Genomic DNA, 16,034 nt, shown 5'->3' on the forward strand with positions numbered 1-16,034 from the left:
CATTTGCGGGGCTTCGACGCGCACGGCATCGGCCAGCACGGGGGCGGTGCCGGTTGCGAGCATGCCCGCGCCGACCGCGCCGACAACGGCCAGGGAAGCGACGGCGGCCATCAGGCGCTTGCGGGTGCTGGAAAACATACCGGGGGAATTTTTCATGATCTCGTATCCTCTTCAAGATTGTGCCCTGAAGGGCGTCCTGTTTAAGAAGAATAGAGAGGGGAACATTACGATGCCATTTCCGGCGCATGAATCTTTAGTAAGGTTTGCCTGTACAGTACGGGCATTAAAATGATCTGGTGGCCATCCATGCAGACATCAGAAGCTTCGATCTCAGACAAAGCCCGTTCATCAGCGGCTCTTACGCTCTAATCTCCTGCCTCTGGAATGAAACGTAGGCGATGGTGAACAGCACCAGAAGTGCTGCGATCATGCCGGCGAGCTGCGGCCAGATGAGGACGACGCTCAGCGAAAAGGGCAGGGGAGCGCCCATCAGGGCCCCGCTCAACTGATCGGCAAACAGCAGACCGAGCGAACGCGTTGCCGGATTGAGCAGGGCCAGCGTGGTTTCTCCGTAGAGGGTGTTGGGCGAGATGCGTGCGATGGCCTGCTGAACATGGATCTGATGAACGGCCGTCATCGGATCGAGAGGGTCAATTGGCGCGACGGCTCCGGCAATCAGCGGCGCCAGCATCGGCCAGAACACCGTGAACAGCAGCCATGCCGTGAGCGCGCATAGCGCCGAGGTCGCCGGCGATTTGACGATCGTGGAGAAGGCCAATGCCACGGCCAGCCAGACGCCGGCGTAAACAAATGAGGCGAACAGGAACGCAAGGCCGCGGGCGATCTCCTCACCGCTCGGTGGCAGCCCCAGCAGGAGCATGCCAAGCCCGGTCACTAGCAGCCAGAGAGCCAGCAAGCATATGGCGATCACCAGCAAACCCCCCAGGAACTTGCCGGTAAGAAGCGCGTCACGATAGATCGGCTGTGACAGGACGCGCGACAGCGTGCGGCGATTGTATTCGCCATTGATAGCGTCAAAGCCAAGCGCAATAGCCACCAGAGGCACCAGGAAGCCGAGGAAGAATACGAAGGATGGCAATGGTTGTTGCGCGGTGGTGAAAAGGCGCAGGAACAGGAACTGGTCCTCACCGACCGTGGCCTTGATCTGCCCGATCGCGGCATAGACCGAGCCGATGGCGGTGAGGAGCACCAGGACCATCACCAGATGAATGCGAATGCTGTTCATATGATCGGCTGCTTCCTTGAGCGCGATTGTCGACAGGCCGGCAAATGGCGATCCTTCACGCCGCGACGTCATGGTTTTCTCCCTCGAAAAAGCGAACATAGACTTCGTCGAGAGTGGCCTGGCGCATGGTTATGGAATGAAGTGCTCCGCCGGCGCCAACGATACGATGCGCGACGTCTGCCCTCACGTCCGCGTCGGCGTCGATGCGCCAGCGGCGGCCCTGCAAGGGCGTCAGGCCGGACACGTGCCGCACCCCGGCCAGGACCTTCACCAGATCCGCATTCTCGGTTTCGACTTCGATCCTGAACGTGCCGCCGAGGACGTTGGCGGTGAGATCTTCGACCCGCCCGACGAGGCCGACTTGGCCCCTACGGAAAAGGCCCACCCGGCCGCAGATCGTCTGCATCATCGCGAGTTGATGAGAAGACAGCACGAACGTCACGCCCTCGCCCGCCAGCTCGCGGATCAGGTCCAGCAGCTCCTGCGCCGACTGCGGGTCGAGACCGGAAGTCGGCTCGTCGAGAATGGCGATCTCGGCCTTTTTGACCAGCACCTCCGCCAGCCCGAGCCGCTGGCGCATGCCGCGCGAGAAAGTCGCGACGCGGCGATTGGCGACCTCCTCGAGCCGCACCCTGCCGAGGGCGCCGGTGATGCGCCCGTCGGCCTCTTTCGATATGAGGCCCGCAAGCCTTGCGGTGTAGGCGAGATTTTCCCACGCGGTCAGATGATCATAAAAGCCGATCTGGTCCGGCAGGTAGCCGATCCGCCTTTTGACGGCCAGCGGCCGGCGCAACGGATCTAGTCCGAGCACGCTGATCGAGCCCGCAGTCGGTTCGGTGAGACCGAGAAGCAAGAGGATGGTGGTGGTCTTTCCTGAGCCATTAGGGCCGAGCAAGCCGAACACCTCGCCCTTCTCGACCGTGAGGTCGATGCCGTCAACCGCCGCGAAATGACCGTAGCGCTTAATAAGGCCGCGCGCTTCTATGACCGTTGTCATCGGCGTCCATACCGCGTTACGGCAAAGGCGAGCATCAGCGCAGAGGCGCCGATAACCCCGAGGCCAGTCACGCCCCAAAGCGTGGATGTGCGCACCGTCACCCGAAAATTGGCGCTATCGGATGCGCCATCTCCATCAGCGCGGACCGAGACCATATAGTCGCCGGCGATCGCCTGGGTCGAAGGTGTCATTGAGACGCCGACATCGGATGTTCCGCCTGGCGCGATCTCGTCGACTTTCTCAGGATTGAAGGTGACTTTCCAGCCAGCTGGCGGGCTTGCCGAAAGCTTCAGATCGCGGGCAGGGGCCGACCCGCTGTTCGACAGTGTGAATGTGAAGGTCCGCTCCTGACCCGCCGTGGCATCGCCCGAAAGCCGGCCCTGGGGACCTGAAAGAGAAACGGATGGCCTGCCGGTGATGTCGAGCAGCAGTTTGGTATCGGCGCTGGCGGCGCCGCCGCTGGCGGCCACGGCAACGGGATACCGGCCCGCCTGGGCGTTGTCGGGCGGCTGGACGCTGACGGACAGCGTTTTCGATTCTCCCGCTTTTAGCGGCAAGCTGGTCAGTTCCTGCGAGCCGTAGCCCTGCTTGAAGGTGACCTGGAAGCCGGGAGGCACCTTCGACAGCAGGTTGACGGTCGAATCCTCCTGGCCGTCGTTCTTGATGTCGACCTGGAAGTCGAAAGCCGATTTGGCGGTGCCGCGCAACGCCGGGAGCTTGGGTTCCAGCGTCAGCTTTGCAGGTTCGCTCTTGGTGAGCGTCATGGCCATTGGCAATTTCAAAGCCTCGGCGGAGGCCTTGCCGGACACGGCAAAGTTGACCCCTTTGCCGATGTCGCCTTCTGGCGGCGTCAATTTTAGCGTCAGGCCCACCGTGCCATCAGGATCTGCGATTGCCGCCGCAACGGGTTTGCCGCCGCCGTCGATCTCCCACTTCCAGCCATCGGGCAGGCCATCGACTCCGAACTCGACGCGTTGAGGCGGCAGTCCGCGGTTAGCCAGCTTCAAGGGCACGCTGACGTTCTTCCCGGCCTGGGCCGAGAACTCTGGATAGGGCGTGGTCAGCCACAAGCCGGTCGGCGACTGAGCAGCGGCACTCGCCACGGACTGTGCGTGTGCCGGGGGCACAGTTGAAGCCAGGCCGATTGCCGTCAGGCCTGCTGCGATCCAAGTTGTCGGGGTCGAAAAGGGCGCGCGAATACCCGCAGGAATCATGGATACCTCCCGCTCATGAACCGAAATTGCCGTTTTCGTGCAATGCCTTGAAGGCATTTAGCGGGGAAGAAAATTGCAGCCGCTAATGTGGCACCAGTTGGGCGATTTCAGCCGATCGGGCTGTGTTCACGGACTTGTTCCTTTTTGTAATAGCGCGTGAGGGCAGCGATGTCGTTCGCGGCCGAAAAGATGGTCCAACTGGACGGGAAGCAAACACTGCGCAATGACGAAACGGAAATCTCGCGGATCTTGGCAACGTTTCACGGGCACGGCATAGTCGCGGAATATCCAAGGCTGGGTCGCTCGTTCCGTCCGACCCGTCGGTTCGGTCAAGATTGCGCCAGCCAACAGAACATAGGAACGTTCCTTTTCCCAGGCATTTCTCCAGGTCTGCATCTCATCCACTCTACTTGCCGGCGGCCCGAAAAGTGTCAGCCACGGAACATAAGTTTTGCGAAGCCTGACGCCGGTGAGATCTCGATCGTCGCTCTCATTTCTGCGTTGCGGGCTTTTGCGCGAACGTTCTGTCGGGAGACCGATGACGCCGACGATCTGATGCAGGAGACGTTGACGAAGGGACTTGCCAATCTGGACAAGTTCGAACCGGGCACGCGCCTGAAGTCCTGGCTGTTTACGATCATGCGCAACACCCATTTAACGCGCATCAAAGCCGCGGCGCGGGAGACGCCCCGGGCTGCTCGAATGCGCCTCCAGCCGGCCGATTTCGGAACCCTCTCAGGAATGGTCCGTCCAAAGCAGGCAAGTGCATCAAGCCATCCAGAAGCTGCCGTCCCGTCAGCGTGAGGTTTTGATGCTGATCGGCCTGCTGGGCGTCAGCTACGAAGAAACGGCGGAGATCTGCGGTTGTGCCATCGGAACCGTAAAGAGCCGCCTTAACCGTGCCCGTGCCGGTGTTCTGGAATTCCTGGGGGAAAACTCGCCGCAGGAACTGATCGAGCGACGACGTCAATTTTCGGCGCACCATTGGGATACTGGCGCGCAGGACGCCAAGACCCCCAAAACCTACCTGCGCTGAGCTCCCCTCATTGCCTTCCCCTGTCTCATCAACGAGGAAGAATTCAGGCCGAGTAGAGTTGAGCGCCTGCGCTTCGGTAAGCCCGTCTTTACGACCGAAGCGGAGTGGCCCGGCAATGGCTTTCAAAGCCGTTCGTTGCCGTCTCCAGCCTGCCAGGCATCGCGCAACGAGGCGGCCGACCGTATTGGACGCCCAAATCCCCGCAACTGCTGCGCCACGGTATCGACCAGAGCCGCATTCGATGCCGCCATCGAACCGTCCGGCAGCAGAAGATTGTTTTCGAAACCTACCCGGACGTCCCCACCAAACAATGCTCCCGCGCATACGCAAGCAGCCTCGTCACGACCGAAGGCGCAGACCATGAACGACTGGAAGCGTGGACTGCCGGGCGAAAGAAACGGCAGCAGATCGTTCGGGGCAGACTGCTGTGACGCCGTATAGCGGCCGAGAACCAAAAGCACGGGAATGTGATCCCAGGGGATCAGGCCGCGCCGGTGCAGATCGAGCAGATGCAAAGCCTCGTCAGGCTCGTAAAGGATGATCTGCGGCATTATGCTTTCACGCTTCAGCCAAGCGAGGAATGCCGCAAACTCTGGATCGGCATCTCTGCCGGGGACAAGCTCACGCAGCGCGAGCGATACCGCCTCGGGTCTGGTCTCGCGCACCACGTCCATCTGCCTTTCAGGCTCGTAGGCGCCAAGCGACTCGCTTGTGATCTGCACCACCATCGCGTCCCCGACTGCCTGGCGAACGGCAAGGATGGCAGCCCGATAGGCGTCAGGATCGAGAATGTGCTGGCCGTGCCGGTCGCGCACGTGGAGGTGGATCATTGCCGCGCCCGTCTCGAGGCACTCGGCCGCCGCTCGAGCGAGCTCGGCAGGCGTCATGGGCAAGGCCGGATGGTCGGCCTTGGTGCGCCGGCCACCATTCGGCGCAACGGCAATGGCAACCGGCCTATGCGAGGATCGGGACATCATGCCGTGACCAGACAATTGGATCATTACGATATCTTGTGAATCACTTGTTGCAAATAGGATTGAGGCGCGCCAGACTCCCTTGATGGGTCAGGGGCCTTTGACGGACCGCATCATCGCAGAGTTCGACGGCATGTCGGCGCAACTGCAGGCTGCAGCGCGCTACATGCTCGACCATCCGAGCGACGTGGCCCTTCTTTCGATGCGCGAACAGGCGCGGCAGGCAGGCGTGCAGCCGGCCACGATGACGCGTCTCGCCAAGCATCTCGGCTTCGAAGGTTACGACGTCATACGCGATACCTACGCGGCAGCGGTTCGGAGCGGATACCAGGGCTTTGCCGGAAAAGCCGGGATCCAGGTGCTCAGCCAGAAGCTCAGGGGCGATCGCGGCCAGGCCGCCGAGATGATGGATGCGCTCGCCGCCCATATCGACCGGCTTTCGAGGCCGGAGGTTCTGGATAGGATCGTGGCGGCCGCGAGTTGCCTCTCGTCGGCGCGGCGGATCTATTGCCTCGGCCTGCGCTCCAGCCATCCCGTCGCCTGGCACGTGCACTACGTCCTGTCGCTCGTCGGCGATCGATCGGTGCTGCTCGACGGCGTTGCCGCAACCGGTGCCGACGCGATAGGCCGCGCCACCCCCGACGACGTGCTGCTGGCGGCGAGCGTGCTCCCCTACACGCGCCAGACGGTGGAGATCGCCGAATATGCCGCCAGACGCGGTGTTCCGGTCATTGCGATCACGGACAGCGAGGTGGCGCCGCTCGCCCAGATCGCAACGAAGGTCATCCTCGTGCCGACGCAAAGTCCGTCCTTCTTCCACACCATGGCGCCGGCCTTTGCTGTCGCGGAAATTCTGGCTGCGCTCCTTGCCGGCCACGGCGGCGAGCAGGCCCTGGCGGAACTGCGACGTATCGATGAGCACCACGCAGCGCTCAACGTTCACCTCAAACCGCGTCTGGGCAAGAAATGACCCATCTGCTACACCGCACCATCAAAGGCTCGCTCCCCTTCGCAGTGGGCGGCAAGGGCATCCGAATATTCGACAGCGACGGCCGCGCTTACATCGACGCATCGGGCGGCGCGGCCGTCTCGTGCCTTGGCCATGGCCATCCAGATGTCATGGCGGCGCTACGTGATCAGCTCGACCGCATTGCCTATGCCCACACCAGTTTCTTCACCACCGAGATTGCCGAGCGGCTGGCCGACCGCCTCGTTGAAGATGCACCCGCTGGTATCAGCCATGTCTATCTCGTCAGCGGCGGATCAGAGGCCGTCGAGGCCGCGCTGAAGATGGCGCGGCAGTATTTCGTGGAGAAAGGGGAGCCGCAGCGCCGCCACGTCGTCGCCCGCCGCCAGAGCTATCACGGCAACACGCTCGGCGCGCTCGCTGCAGGGGGCAATGAATGGCGGCGGCGGCAGTTTCAGCCGCTGCTCATCGAAACGCACCACATCGATCCGTGCTTCGCCTATCGCTATCAGCTGCCCGGCGAAAGCGATGCCGAATACGCGGCACGGGCGGCGCAGGCCCTGGAGGACAAGATACTCGAACTCGGCGCCGGCGAGGTCATCGCCTTCGTCGCCGAAACGGTGGTCGGCGCGACTGCCGGAGCCGTGCCGCCGGTGGCTGATTACCTGAGGCGCATCCGAGCGATCTGCGACCGCTACGGCGTCCTGCTCATCCTGGACGAGGTGATGTGCGGCATGGGCCGCACCGGCACGCTTCACGCATGCGAGCAGGAAGGCGTCGTTCCCGATCTCTTGACCATCGCCAAGGGACTCGGCGGAGGATATCAGCCCATCGGCGCCGTGCTGCTCGGCCGGCATATCTTCGACGCCTTCGCCAACGGCTCCGGCTTCTTCAGCACGGCCACACCTATATGGGCCATCCGATGGCCGCGGCAGCTGGGCTTGCCATCCAGGAGGTGATCCGCCGCGACCATCTGCTCGACAACGTCAGGGCGACGGGCCTGCATCTGGAGCGGCGCCTGAAGGAACGTTTCGGCAGTCACCATCATGTCGGCGACATTCGTGGCCGCGGCCTGTTCCAGGCGATCGAACTGGTGGCGGACCGTGGTTCGAAGGAGCCTTTCGATCCGGCGCTGAAAGTCAACGCGCGCATCAAGCGCGAAGCGATGAACGACGGATTGATGGTTTATCCGATGGGCGGCACGATTGATGGCGGCCGCGGTGACCATGTGCTGCTCGCGCCGCCGTTCATTTCCACCAGCCAAGACATCGACGCCATCGTCGAACGGCTTGGCGATGCCGTCGATGCAGCCTTGCGCGCTTCCGATTTGGCGGGACGCGCCTGACCAGAGCCCGGCGCAAGGCCGGGGCACCACCAGGAGGAAGTCGAATGCGTAATTTGCTGAAAACGTTAATAGCCGTCGGCACGGCGGGATGTCTGCTGGCGGCCACACCTTCGTTTGCGGAGCAGAAATTCGTCACTATCGGCACCGGCGGCGTGACCGGCGTCTATTATGCCGTGGGCGGCGCCATCTGCCGGCTCATGAACAAGGACCGGCAGAAGACAGGCATACGCTGCTCGACCGAATCGACCGGCGGTTCCGTCTTCAACGTCAACGCCATCGCTACCGGCGATCTCGATTTCGGGCTTGCCCAGTCCGACGTTCAGTTCCAGGCCTACAACGGCGCCGGCAATTTCGAGGGCAAGCCCATTAAGGATCTGCGCGCGGTCTTCTCGGTCCACCCCGAACCTTTCACCGTGCTGGCGCGTCCGGATGCCGGCGTGAAGGTCTTTGAGGACTTCAAGGGCAAGCGCTTCAACGTCGGCAATCCCGGCTCCGGCACGCGCTCCTCGATGGAAGAGCTGCTGAAACAGATGGGCTGGACGCTGAAGGACTTTTCGCTCGCCGCCGAGCTCAAGGCTGACGAACAGGGCAGTGCGCTTTGCGACAACAAGATCGACGGCTTCTTCTACGGCGTTGGGCATCCGTCCGCCGCGATCCAGGATCCGACCACGGCGTGCGGCGCCAAGCTCGTTCCGCTGACAGGTCCAGCTGTGGACGCGCTCGTCAAGGCGCATCCCTATTATTCCGTCGCGACCATCCCCGGCGGCATGTATGCCAACAACCCCGACCCCACGACGACGTTCGGCGTGCGCGCCACCGTAGTGACCAGCGCCAAGACCCCGGACGACGTGGTCTATGAAATGGTCAAGGCGGTTTTCGAGAATTTCGACGACTTCAAGAAGCTGCATCCGGCCTTCGCCAATCTGGATCCGAAGGAGATGGTCAAGGCCGGCCTTTCGGCGCCGCTGCATCCGGGCGCCGAGCGTTACTACAAGGAGAAAGGCTGGCTCTGAACCTTCGACATGGCCGGGCTACCTCGAAGGGCAGCCCGGCCGCACGTCGAAACGCCAAGATGAAGAGTAGGGTCGAGGGAGAGCGATGACAGATCAGTTCCGCCAGGCGGATGCGCCTGAAGACGTCGACCTCGACAAGCTCAACGAGATCGTGGCGGAGGCCGATACCGGTGGACGCAAGCCGACGGGTCTCGCGGGGTATCTTGTTTTGGCTGCGTCTCTGGCCTGGTCGCTGTTCCAGCTTTGGTACTCCTCGCCGATCGCTTATATGCTTGGCTTCGGCGTCGTCAGCGACGGAATTGCGCGCGCGATCCACCTGGCCTTCGCACTGTTTCTGGCACTCGTCACGTTTCCCGCCTTCAAAAGCTCCTCGCGCAGTCGTGTTCCGCTGCCCGACTGGGTGCTGGCCGTCGCCGGCGCCGCCGCAGCGCTCTACCTCGTCGTATTCTACAGCGAGATCGCAACGCGGCCCGGGCTCCCCACGACGGCGGACCTCATCGTCTCCATCGTTGGAATCCTCGTCCTGATGGAAGCTGCTCGGCGCGCCGTCGGCCCGGCAATCACCGTCATAGCCGGGCTGATGCTGATCTACATCTTCGTTGGGCCCTATATGCCCGGCCTGTTAGCGCACAAGGGCGCCACTCTGTCGCGCGCAGCCTCGCAGATGTGGCTCACCTCGGAGGGCGTGTTCGGCGTCGCCCTCGGCGTCTCGACCAATGTCGTTTTCATGTTCGTCCTGTTTGGAACACTGTTGGAACGAGCGGGGGCAGGTGGCTACTTCATCCTGCTTGCCTTCTCGATCCTCGGCAAGTATCGCGGCGGCCCCGCCAAGGCCGGGGTCGTGGCATCTGGCCTGACCGGAATGATTTCAGGATCGTCGATCGCCAATGTCGTCACCACCGGCACCTTCACGATTCCGCTGATGAAGCGTGTCGGCTACACGCCGGTCAAGGCCGGCGCCATCGAATGCGCGGCCGGTGTCAACGGTCAGATTATGCCGCCGGTGATGGGGGCGGCCGCCTTTCTCATCGCCGAATATGTCGGCATTTCCTATGCCGAGGTGGTCAAGCACGCCTTCTTTCCGGCGCTGCTCACCTACGGTTCGCTCTTCTACATCGTCGACATCGAAGCGATGAAGATGGGACTGAAGGGCCTGCCGTCGCGCAGCCGTCATCCCGCCTTGCAAGGTGCCATGCGCTCGCTGATGGGCATATGCGCGTTTGTCGTCCTGGCTGGCCTCGTTTATTACGGCATTGGCTGGACAAAGACTGTCTTCGGCAGCGCCGCGACGTGGATGATCATCGCAGCTCTTGTCGCCGTCTATGTCGGCCTTGTCGCCTACGGGGCAAAGCATCCCGACCTGCCCCTGGAGAGCCTCAAAGGCGACATTCGGGAAATACCCCATTTCGGCGAAACGGCACGGACGGGCCTGCATTTCCTGTTGCCGGTCGTGCTCCTCATCTGGTGCCTGATGGTGGAAGAGCTTTCCCCAGGCCTCTCCGCCTTCTGGGGTTCCGCCGCGCTGATGACGCTGGTCGTCACGCAGCGCCCGTTGACGGCGTTCTTCCGCAAGGAGCGCCAAATTGCGCCGCGTTGGCGGGAAGGCTTCGTCGATCTCATCGAGGGGCTGTCGGCGGCCGCACGCAACATGACCACGGTCGGCATCGCCACGGCAACGGCCGGCATTATCGTCGGCACGGTGCTCCTGACCGGCGTCGGTCTGGTAATGACCGAGCTTGTCGAATTCATCTCGGCCGGCAGCTTCATGATCATGCTGCTGTTCACCGCCGTTATCTGCCTCATTCTGGGAATGGGCATGCCGACTACCGCCAGCTATGTCGTCGTGGCGACGCTGATGGCTCCGGTGATGGTCAATCTCGCGGCGCAGAACGACCTGGCCGTGCCGCTGGTGGCGGTGCACCTTTTTGTCTTCTATTTCGGGCTGATGGCCGACGTGATGCCCCCCGTCGGGCTTGCTGCATACGCAGCCGCCGCGATTTCCGGCGCCGATCCGGTGAAGACTGGCTTTCAGGGATTCAAGTACGAAATCAGGACGGGGCTGTTGCCGTTCATCTTCATCTTCAACAACGGCCTGCTTATGATCGACCTGCAGGGCCCGCTGGATTTTGTCCTCGTCGTAGGCACATCCGCGCTGGCAATGATCGCCTTCGTTGCAGCGACGCAGAACTGGTTCCTTGTTCGAAATCGCTGGTACGAGGCCATAGCCCTCTTGCTGATCTGCTTCACGCTGTTCCGGCCCGGCTACTGGCTCGATCTCGTCGATGAGCCCTTTGTTGAAAAACCCGTGTCTCAGTTGAACCAGACTGTTGATGCGACACCGGCGGGGCAGGCGGTTCGCCTCAGGTTGAAGACGGTCAACATCAATGGGGACGAGATCGAAAAACTGGTCAGGCTCGATCTCGCCAAAGGCAAGAATGCCATGGAGCGGCTGGAGAGCGCAGGACTGAGCGTCAGTGAGCTGGGTGATACCATGACGGTCGGCATCGTGCGGCTCGGAAGCCAGGCGGCGAAGTTCGGGCTGCAGCCCGGTGACGAAATCACCGGGGTCATGGTGCCAAACGACCGTCCATCGCGCTACTGGTTCGTGCTTCCCGCGCTTTCCCTGTTCGGGCTGGTTTTCTGGCTACAGAGGCGCCGAAAGCAGGCCGCCTTGCCAGTTGGAGCCGCTCCCTGAGGCATTGTCCTGTGTTTCATTTCAATGGCCATACCTCAACGACGCCGTGCGCAACAGCGCGGGGGACGTGCGAGATTTTGTCGATAGCGTTGCCCAGGTCAGCAGCTTCGATCACGGCAAATCCGGCGATCGGCAGGTCCGACGACATGAAGGCATCCTCCTGCGTTTTCACATCCGATGCACTGGATTACGCACCTGCCCGGCGTCCCCGCCGTCCCTATCAGGGCGCCTTCCGAGCGCAACCTCGCTCCCTGTTCATGAGCAGCATCCCTGACGGATTGGGGCGTGCGATCGTATCCGGCCCGGTTGCCATATTGGATTCTCACGAATTTTGGCATCGGGAGGTCTCCTTTCGCGGGTTTCGACGTGAAGCTCAGGCGAGCGGACCCTGCAAGTATATTCGAAAACGCCGCAAGTGAGATCGATTCTGAAAGCGTTCTCCAAATATCCCGTTGATTGTTTATTCCGACCCGCGCATTATCTCGCCGGGTGGGGACATGACGAAATTACCAGACGCTACTGATGTCGACGTTGTGGTGGAGATTCCGCCGCAGTTCGAGAAATATGCCGATGCCGCGATGCTTCGGCTGCAGGTACTTTACCCCGCTTGCCGCATCGCGAGGCAAGACGGTGAAACAGCAGTAAGGTCATCCGGCTGCCTTGCCGAAGATCAGTTTCGCAAAGATGTTCTGCACTTCGTCTATCGCGAGAAAATCTATAGTGAAACTCTGACGTTGCGCCAGGCGCTCGTCGCCGCGGTCATGATCCGATGAACGTCTGGCCGCTGAAGTTCCGCGACATGCCAGACGGTTCGATATTGTTCTGCGACGATGCAGGCGCATTTTTCAGGTCGAGCCACGGCTTCCTGGATCGCTACGCCGCCGATAGCCTGACTGCCCTCGACGAGAGCTTTCTCAGGGAAGGGAATCACGGTTTCGATCGGGAGTTCGACCTCCCCTGGACATCATTCGCCTATAGGTGGGCGAGGCGGCAGGCGAGGCCGACGAGAATGAACTACGTCATCCTCGTGCCGACGCTTAGGTGCAATCTTGCTTGCGGTTACTGCCAGGTCTCCCGGGTTGCCGAGAAGGCTCGCGGCTTCGACTGGTCAGTCGAGACCCTTGCCGGCGTCCTTTCGTTCCTCGGCCGCTTGGACGGTCCGGATATCAAGATCGAGTTCCAGGGTGGCGAGCCCTTGCTTCGGGTCGATCTCCTGGAGGCCGTTCGGGATTTCTGCCGCGGAAAGTTTCCGCAATCTCAATTCGTCGTCTGCACGAACCTGCAGGCACTGGACGAGCGTGCATGGGCTTTCTTGGATGCGGATGACACATTCATCAGTACGTCGCTAGACGGAGACCGGGCCACGCATGAGCGCCAGCGGACCCACGGCAGTGCGGTAACCGATGTTTTCTTTCGAAATCTCGAGACGGCCGTTTCCCGTTATCCGGAAGGGAAGATCTCAGCCCTGCCCACGGTGGATGTCGCCGACCCGCCGGATTTCAATGCGCTGCTGGACAACTACGAGCGCTATGGAATCCGATCCGTTTATCTGCGCCCGATGAACCATCAAGGGTTCGCGCGCAAGATTCAGCAGGGCGACAACGTCCTCGCGCGCTGGAATGGTCTCCATTCGGAATTCATCGAACTTCTGATCGCCCGCAACCATCGGACCGGGCGCTTCATGGAAGAGTATTACTTCAGCCAATGCCTGAAGCGCGTGCTGCGGTTCGATGCCGACGACCATGTCGACATACGGAACCCGAACTTCTTTGCCTCCGACTATGTGGTGATAGATCACGACGGCCGTTTCTATCCGACCGACGAAGCGCGGATGCTGTCCAGGATCGGCCGCATCGATCTCAGCATTGGTGACGTCGAAACTGGGATCGACCGGGCGAAGGTCGACCTGCTCAATTCGGGGGCACTCAACCACTTCGATCCGGATTGCGTCCACTGCGCCTATCAGCCGTTCTGCGGCACTGACGTGATCGACGACATCTCCCGGTATGGCCGGATCGACGTTCCGCGGCCTGACACATGGTTCTGCGGCCGCCACTTGTCGCTCTTCGACAAGGTCTTTGAGATCCTCTACCGGAGTGACGAGCCGACGCGCGCCTCGCTGGCCGCCTGGCTCGGGCTGGGCCGCTGGGACGACAGCATGGCGCCGGCACACCAATGATACCCTTGCGCATCAAGGTGGAGGCAAACGCTGACCAGATGTTCGTGGTCCGGCTTCGCTCGTTTGAGGGCGTTACCCGCGAACACAAGGCTGGACAACTGACACCTTTCGACGTGGTGCTGGACCGCGTCGGCCCGGAAGGCGCTCACTACGTCGGCGAGGGCGGTCCGATTCGAATTCTCGGCATCGATCCTGCCAATGTCGATGGAGACGTGCTGCTCGTGAACCCGCGGCGCGGAACCGCGGATCGCCTCATCCGCAGCTCGTCGCGACACAACACGTTCCTGGTGACGGAGCGCTGCGACCAGATCTGCCTGATGTGCTCCCAGCCCCCCAAGAGGCACCATGTCGACCTGTTCCCATATTTCGAGACCGCGGCGTTGTTGGCTCCAGAAGGCGCAACGATCGGCATCTCCGGCGGTGAGCCAACGCTTTTCAAAGCACAGCTCTTCGATTTCTTGGAGCGGGTCTTGTCCGTACGTCCGGACCTTTCTTTCCATGTCCTGACGAACGGCCAACATTTCGGCGAAGGCGACCGGGAAGCGATGAGCTGCATCGATCGGGGCAGGGTGGTTTGGGGTATACCCCTCTATTCTCGCGATCCGGTGGTTCATGACGAGATCGTCGCGAAGGCCGGCGCGCACGAGCAGTTGTTGGAGAATCTCGCGATCATGTGCCGCCTAGGTGCCCAGGTAGAGCTCCGCACCGTGCTGATGCGTCCGAATGCGGACGGGCTGCTAAAACTCGCAAGCTTCATCGCCGCCACTTTGCCGTTCGTCCGGACCTGGGCGATCATGCAGATGGAGAACATCGGCTTCGGCCGCATGAACTGGAAGACCCTCTTCTACGACAGTTCGGAGGGATTTGACATCGTCGGCCGTTCCATCGATCGCGTTCGGAGCCGAGGAATAGATGCCTGGCTCTACAATTTCCCACTCTGCACCGTACCGGAGCCATACCGCAGTCTGGCACCTGCGACGATCTCCGACTGGAAGCGTGCCTACCGAGATGAGTGCAATGGATGCTCGGTGAAGGATCGGTGCGGGGGATTTTTCGAGTGGCATCCAGCGAACCGCGGATATAGCAAATTGGGGGCTATCCAATGAAGAAACGGCTTTTCGCCATACCATCGCTGCTCGCGGCGGGATTCTTGCCAGCCAATGCGCAGGCGCTGCCGGCCAAGCCAACATTGGACGGCGATGCCGGAAAGACGAAATCGCTCTTCGACATCTTCAAGCTCGACCACCTGTATACGCTGGCCGGACATCGAAGCCACAGTAGTCACAGCAGTCATAGTTCGCACTCGAGCCATAGGTCGTCGACGGGCGGCTATTCCTACGTCCCGCCGGCGCCGAGCGAACCGGCTCCGTTGTATACCGCCCCTTCGACGCCGACGCCGACTACCAGGCGCCGGCGATCGCCCCAACGCCCGCGCCGCTCAAGACGCTCCCGGGCAATGCCTACAAGTTCAAGGAGATCGTCCAGGAGGTCCAGTTCGCCCTGCTCGCATTCGGCTACTACGGCGGCGAGATAGACGGGGAGATGAATCCTGAATTGAGGGCCGGGCTGTTGCGCATGCAGGCGGACTACTCGCTCAAGGTCACCGGGACAATCACGCCGGAGACGCTGACTGCGCTGAGGATTGAAGCGCGCTAGCTCCCCGCAGGTTGCAGGCCAGTCTGCAAGAGCGAACCAGCTAGTCGGTGCCTCGGTCTTGAAAAAACCATGCGACAGGGCTTGACGGAGGACACGCGCGAATCGGGCCGCCACGTGCCGTCACACAGCGCCGCGCCGGTGTGCCTTCCATCGCATTCGCCGCAGGGAGAGCGACCCCAAGCTGGCGGACTGGTCGTCAGGATAGGAACTCCGTTCCCTAAGCCGTCAATCCTCGACGAGCGGCCCGTTCTGGGCGAGCTCGGCCCTTGCTCGAGCCGCAATTAGCTTCGCTTCTCGCATCAGCGAATTCCAATTCAAGCCGATCAGGAGAGCAAGTTCGTGCGCTTGCGCCTCGGTAATGCCGGTTTGTTCAACGAGCCTTTTGACGAGCGATGTCGTCTGGTTCTCACCTGTCATTGGCTGGGTCCCTCCAGCCCCCAGTCTGCCGCAACATCTGAACCTTGGATTGGTTCCGTAAAAATTGATGGAAAAGAAAAGCCCGACGGAGACCTGCCGGGCTTGAGCTTGGACTTGCAGCGACGGGGACTAGACGCGGGGGCGTTGGGGTGCCGCTGCAATGAGGCTGATTGTCATCATATCGGAGCGTGTTTGGCAATCATCAAATCGGATGACGGCCGAAACATCTACCCCGACTCGGTCCTCACAGCCCGCAGCACTGTTCCAAGGAGTTTAGGGACCCTAAGCGCACGCC

General features: G+C 61.6%; 14 protein-coding genes and 2 pseudogenes. 9 read left to right on the top strand and 7 right to left on the bottom strand.

Features of this window, described 5'->3' with window-relative positions; translation table 11 throughout:
* Positions 1 to 358: 358 nt before the first annotated feature.
* Genes FJW06_RS20655 through FJW06_RS20665 form a run of 3 tightly spaced genes read right to left on the bottom strand, consistent with a single transcriptional unit; the run spans position 359 to position 3,514 of the window.
* Positions 359 to 1,318 carry an ABC transporter permease gene (locus FJW06_RS20655; RefSeq protein ID WP_140754051.1) on the bottom strand — a complete coding sequence of 320 codons (960 nt, stop codon included), beginning with the start codon at positions 1,316 to 1,318 and terminating at the stop codon, positions 359 to 361.
* The gene (locus FJW06_RS20660; RefSeq protein WP_348644061.1) at positions 1,302 to 2,321 is read right to left on the bottom strand and encodes an ABC transporter ATP-binding protein; all 1,020 of its coding nucleotides are present in this window, start codon (positions 2,319 to 2,321) and stop codon (positions 1,302 to 1,304) included. The genes FJW06_RS20655 and FJW06_RS20660 overlap by 17 nt, the downstream gene beginning before the upstream one ends.
* The gene (locus tag FJW06_RS20665) at positions 2,240 to 3,514 is read right to left on the bottom strand and encodes an NEW3 domain-containing protein (protein WP_246674736.1); all 1,275 of its coding nucleotides are present in this window, start codon (positions 3,512 to 3,514) and stop codon (positions 2,240 to 2,242) included. Before FJW06_RS20665 ends, FJW06_RS20660 begins: the two co-directional genes overlap by 82 nt.
* Positions 3,515 to 3,901: 387 nt before the next feature.
* Here FJW06_RS20665 and FJW06_RS20670 point away from each other — a divergent pair.
* Positions 3,902 to 4,493: pseudogene (locus FJW06_RS20670) on the top strand (sigma-70 family RNA polymerase sigma factor).
* A 122-nt stretch (positions 4,494 to 4,615) separates the two neighbouring features.
* On the opposite strand, the gene FJW06_RS20675 reads toward FJW06_RS20670, so the two are convergent.
* The gene (locus tag FJW06_RS20675; protein WP_140754148.1) at positions 4,616 to 5,467 is read right to left on the bottom strand and encodes a 3-keto-5-aminohexanoate cleavage protein; all 852 of its coding nucleotides are present in this window, start codon (positions 5,465 to 5,467) and stop codon (positions 4,616 to 4,618) included.
* An 85-nt stretch (positions 5,468 to 5,552) separates the two neighbouring features.
* Here FJW06_RS20675 and FJW06_RS20680 point away from each other — a divergent pair, with 85 nt between their 5' ends.
* The 4 genes and pseudogenes from FJW06_RS20680 to FJW06_RS20695 all read left to right on the top strand — a co-directional run bounded on the left by FJW06_RS20680 (position 5,553) and on the right by FJW06_RS20695 (position 11,487).
* Positions 5,553 to 6,437 (top strand): MurR/RpiR family transcriptional regulator, encoded by an 885-nt coding sequence (locus tag FJW06_RS20680; RefSeq protein ID WP_140754052.1) that lies wholly within the window; start codon positions 5,553 to 5,555, stop codon positions 6,435 to 6,437.
* Positions 6,434 to 7,779: pseudogene (locus FJW06_RS20685) on the top strand (aspartate aminotransferase family protein). The gene FJW06_RS20680 and the pseudogene FJW06_RS20685 overlap by 4 nt, the downstream one beginning before the upstream one ends.
* A 44-nt stretch (positions 7,780 to 7,823) precedes the next feature.
* Positions 7,824 to 8,792: a TAXI family TRAP transporter solute-binding subunit gene (locus FJW06_RS20690; RefSeq protein WP_140754053.1), complete on the top strand. Its 969-nt coding sequence runs from the start codon at positions 7,824 to 7,826 to the stop codon at positions 8,790 to 8,792.
* Positions 8,793 to 8,877: 85 nt separating this feature from the next.
* The gene (locus FJW06_RS20695) at positions 8,878 to 11,487 is read left to right on the top strand and encodes a TRAP transporter permease (protein ID WP_140754054.1); all 2,610 of its coding nucleotides are present in this window, start codon (positions 8,878 to 8,880) and stop codon (positions 11,485 to 11,487) included.
* 16 nt (positions 11,488 to 11,503) lie between these two features.
* Here the strand turns inward: FJW06_RS20695 and FJW06_RS30860 are convergent, their stop codons facing one another.
* Positions 11,504 to 11,635 carry a hypothetical protein gene (locus tag FJW06_RS30860; protein WP_281404892.1) on the bottom strand — a complete coding sequence of 44 codons (132 nt, stop codon included), beginning with the start codon at positions 11,633 to 11,635 and terminating at the stop codon, positions 11,504 to 11,506.
* A gap of 349 nt (positions 11,636 to 11,984) precedes the next feature.
* On the opposite strand from FJW06_RS30860, the gene FJW06_RS20705 reads away from it, so the two are divergent.
* The 3 genes from FJW06_RS20705 to hxsC are packed head-to-tail and all read left to right on the top strand — an operon-like array spanning position 11,985 to position 14,772.
* The gene (locus FJW06_RS20705) at positions 11,985 to 12,260 is read left to right on the top strand and encodes a hypothetical protein (protein WP_140754055.1); all 276 of its coding nucleotides are present in this window, start codon (positions 11,985 to 11,987) and stop codon (positions 12,258 to 12,260) included.
* Positions 12,257 to 13,666, top strand: coding sequence for a His-Xaa-Ser system radical SAM maturase HxsB (gene hxsB / locus FJW06_RS20710; protein ID WP_140754056.1), 1,410 nt, complete (start codon positions 12,257 to 12,259; stop codon positions 13,664 to 13,666). The genes FJW06_RS20705 and hxsB overlap by 4 nt, the downstream gene beginning before the upstream one ends.
* Positions 13,663 to 14,772, top strand: a complete 1,110-nt coding sequence (hxsC, locus tag FJW06_RS20715; protein ID WP_140754057.1) for a His-Xaa-Ser system radical SAM maturase HxsC — start codon at positions 13,663 to 13,665, stop codon at positions 14,770 to 14,772. Before hxsB ends, hxsC begins: the two co-directional genes overlap by 4 nt.
* On the opposite strand, the gene FJW06_RS30970 is transcribed toward hxsC, so the two are convergent.
* Entirely contained in the window at positions 14,762 to 14,902 is a 141-nt protein-coding gene (locus FJW06_RS30970; RefSeq protein ID WP_348644062.1) for a hypothetical protein, read from the bottom strand. The genes hxsC and FJW06_RS30970 overlap by 11 nt on opposite strands.
* 294 nt (positions 14,903 to 15,196) lie before the next feature.
* Here FJW06_RS30970 and FJW06_RS30975 point away from each other — a divergent pair, with 294 nt between their 5' ends.
* Positions 15,197 to 15,322, top strand: coding sequence for a peptidoglycan-binding domain-containing protein (locus tag FJW06_RS30975; RefSeq protein WP_348644065.1), 126 nt, complete (start codon positions 15,197 to 15,199; stop codon positions 15,320 to 15,322).
* Between the two features lie 225 nt (positions 15,323 to 15,547).
* Here FJW06_RS30975 and FJW06_RS20725 read toward each other — a convergent pair whose 3' ends face one another.
* Entirely contained in the window at positions 15,548 to 15,739 is a 192-nt protein-coding gene (locus FJW06_RS20725; RefSeq protein WP_140754058.1) for a hypothetical protein, read from the bottom strand.
* Positions 15,740 to 16,034 lie beyond the last annotated feature (295 nt).

Origin of the sequence: Mesorhizobium sp. B4-1-3 (assembly GCF_006439355.1) — a bacterium.
In the GTDB taxonomy this organism is placed as follows: Bacteria; Pseudomonadota; Alphaproteobacteria; order Rhizobiales; family Rhizobiaceae; genus Mesorhizobium.

What these genes read in the sequence shown, in the direction of transcription:
- FJW06_RS20655 (WP_140754051.1), bottom strand. Translation starts at nt 1,318, where the DNA reads ATGACGTCGCGGCGTGAAGGATCGCCATTTGCCGGCCTGTCGACAATC.
- FJW06_RS20665 (WP_246674736.1), bottom strand. Translation starts at nt 3,514, where the DNA reads ATGCCTTCAAGGCATTGCACGAAAACGGCAATTTCGGTTCATGAGCGG.
- FJW06_RS20675 (WP_140754148.1), bottom strand. Translation starts at nt 5,467, where the DNA reads ATGTCCCGATCCTCGCATAGGCCGGTTGCCATTGCCGTTGCGCCGAAT.
- FJW06_RS20680 (WP_140754052.1), top strand. Translation starts at nt 5,553, where the DNA reads ATGGGTCAGGGGCCTTTGACGGACCGCATCATCGCAGAGTTCGACGGC.
- FJW06_RS20690 (WP_140754053.1), top strand. Translation starts at nt 7,824, where the DNA reads ATGCGTAATTTGCTGAAAACGTTAATAGCCGTCGGCACGGCGGGATGT.
- FJW06_RS20695 (WP_140754054.1), top strand. Translation starts at nt 8,878, where the DNA reads ATGACAGATCAGTTCCGCCAGGCGGATGCGCCTGAAGACGTCGACCTC.
- FJW06_RS30860 (WP_281404892.1), bottom strand. Translation starts at nt 11,635, where the DNA reads ATGTCGTCGGACCTGCCGATCGCCGGATTTGCCGTGATCGAAGCTGCT.
- FJW06_RS20705 (WP_140754055.1), top strand. Translation starts at nt 11,985, where the DNA reads ATGACGAAATTACCAGACGCTACTGATGTCGACGTTGTGGTGGAGATT.
- hxsB (WP_140754056.1), top strand. Translation starts at nt 12,257, where the DNA reads ATGAACGTCTGGCCGCTGAAGTTCCGCGACATGCCAGACGGTTCGATA.
- hxsC (WP_140754057.1), top strand. Translation starts at nt 13,663, where the DNA reads ATGATACCCTTGCGCATCAAGGTGGAGGCAAACGCTGACCAGATGTTC.
- FJW06_RS20725 (WP_140754058.1), bottom strand. Translation starts at nt 15,739, where the DNA reads ATGACAGGTGAGAACCAGACGACATCGCTCGTCAAAAGGCTCGTTGAA.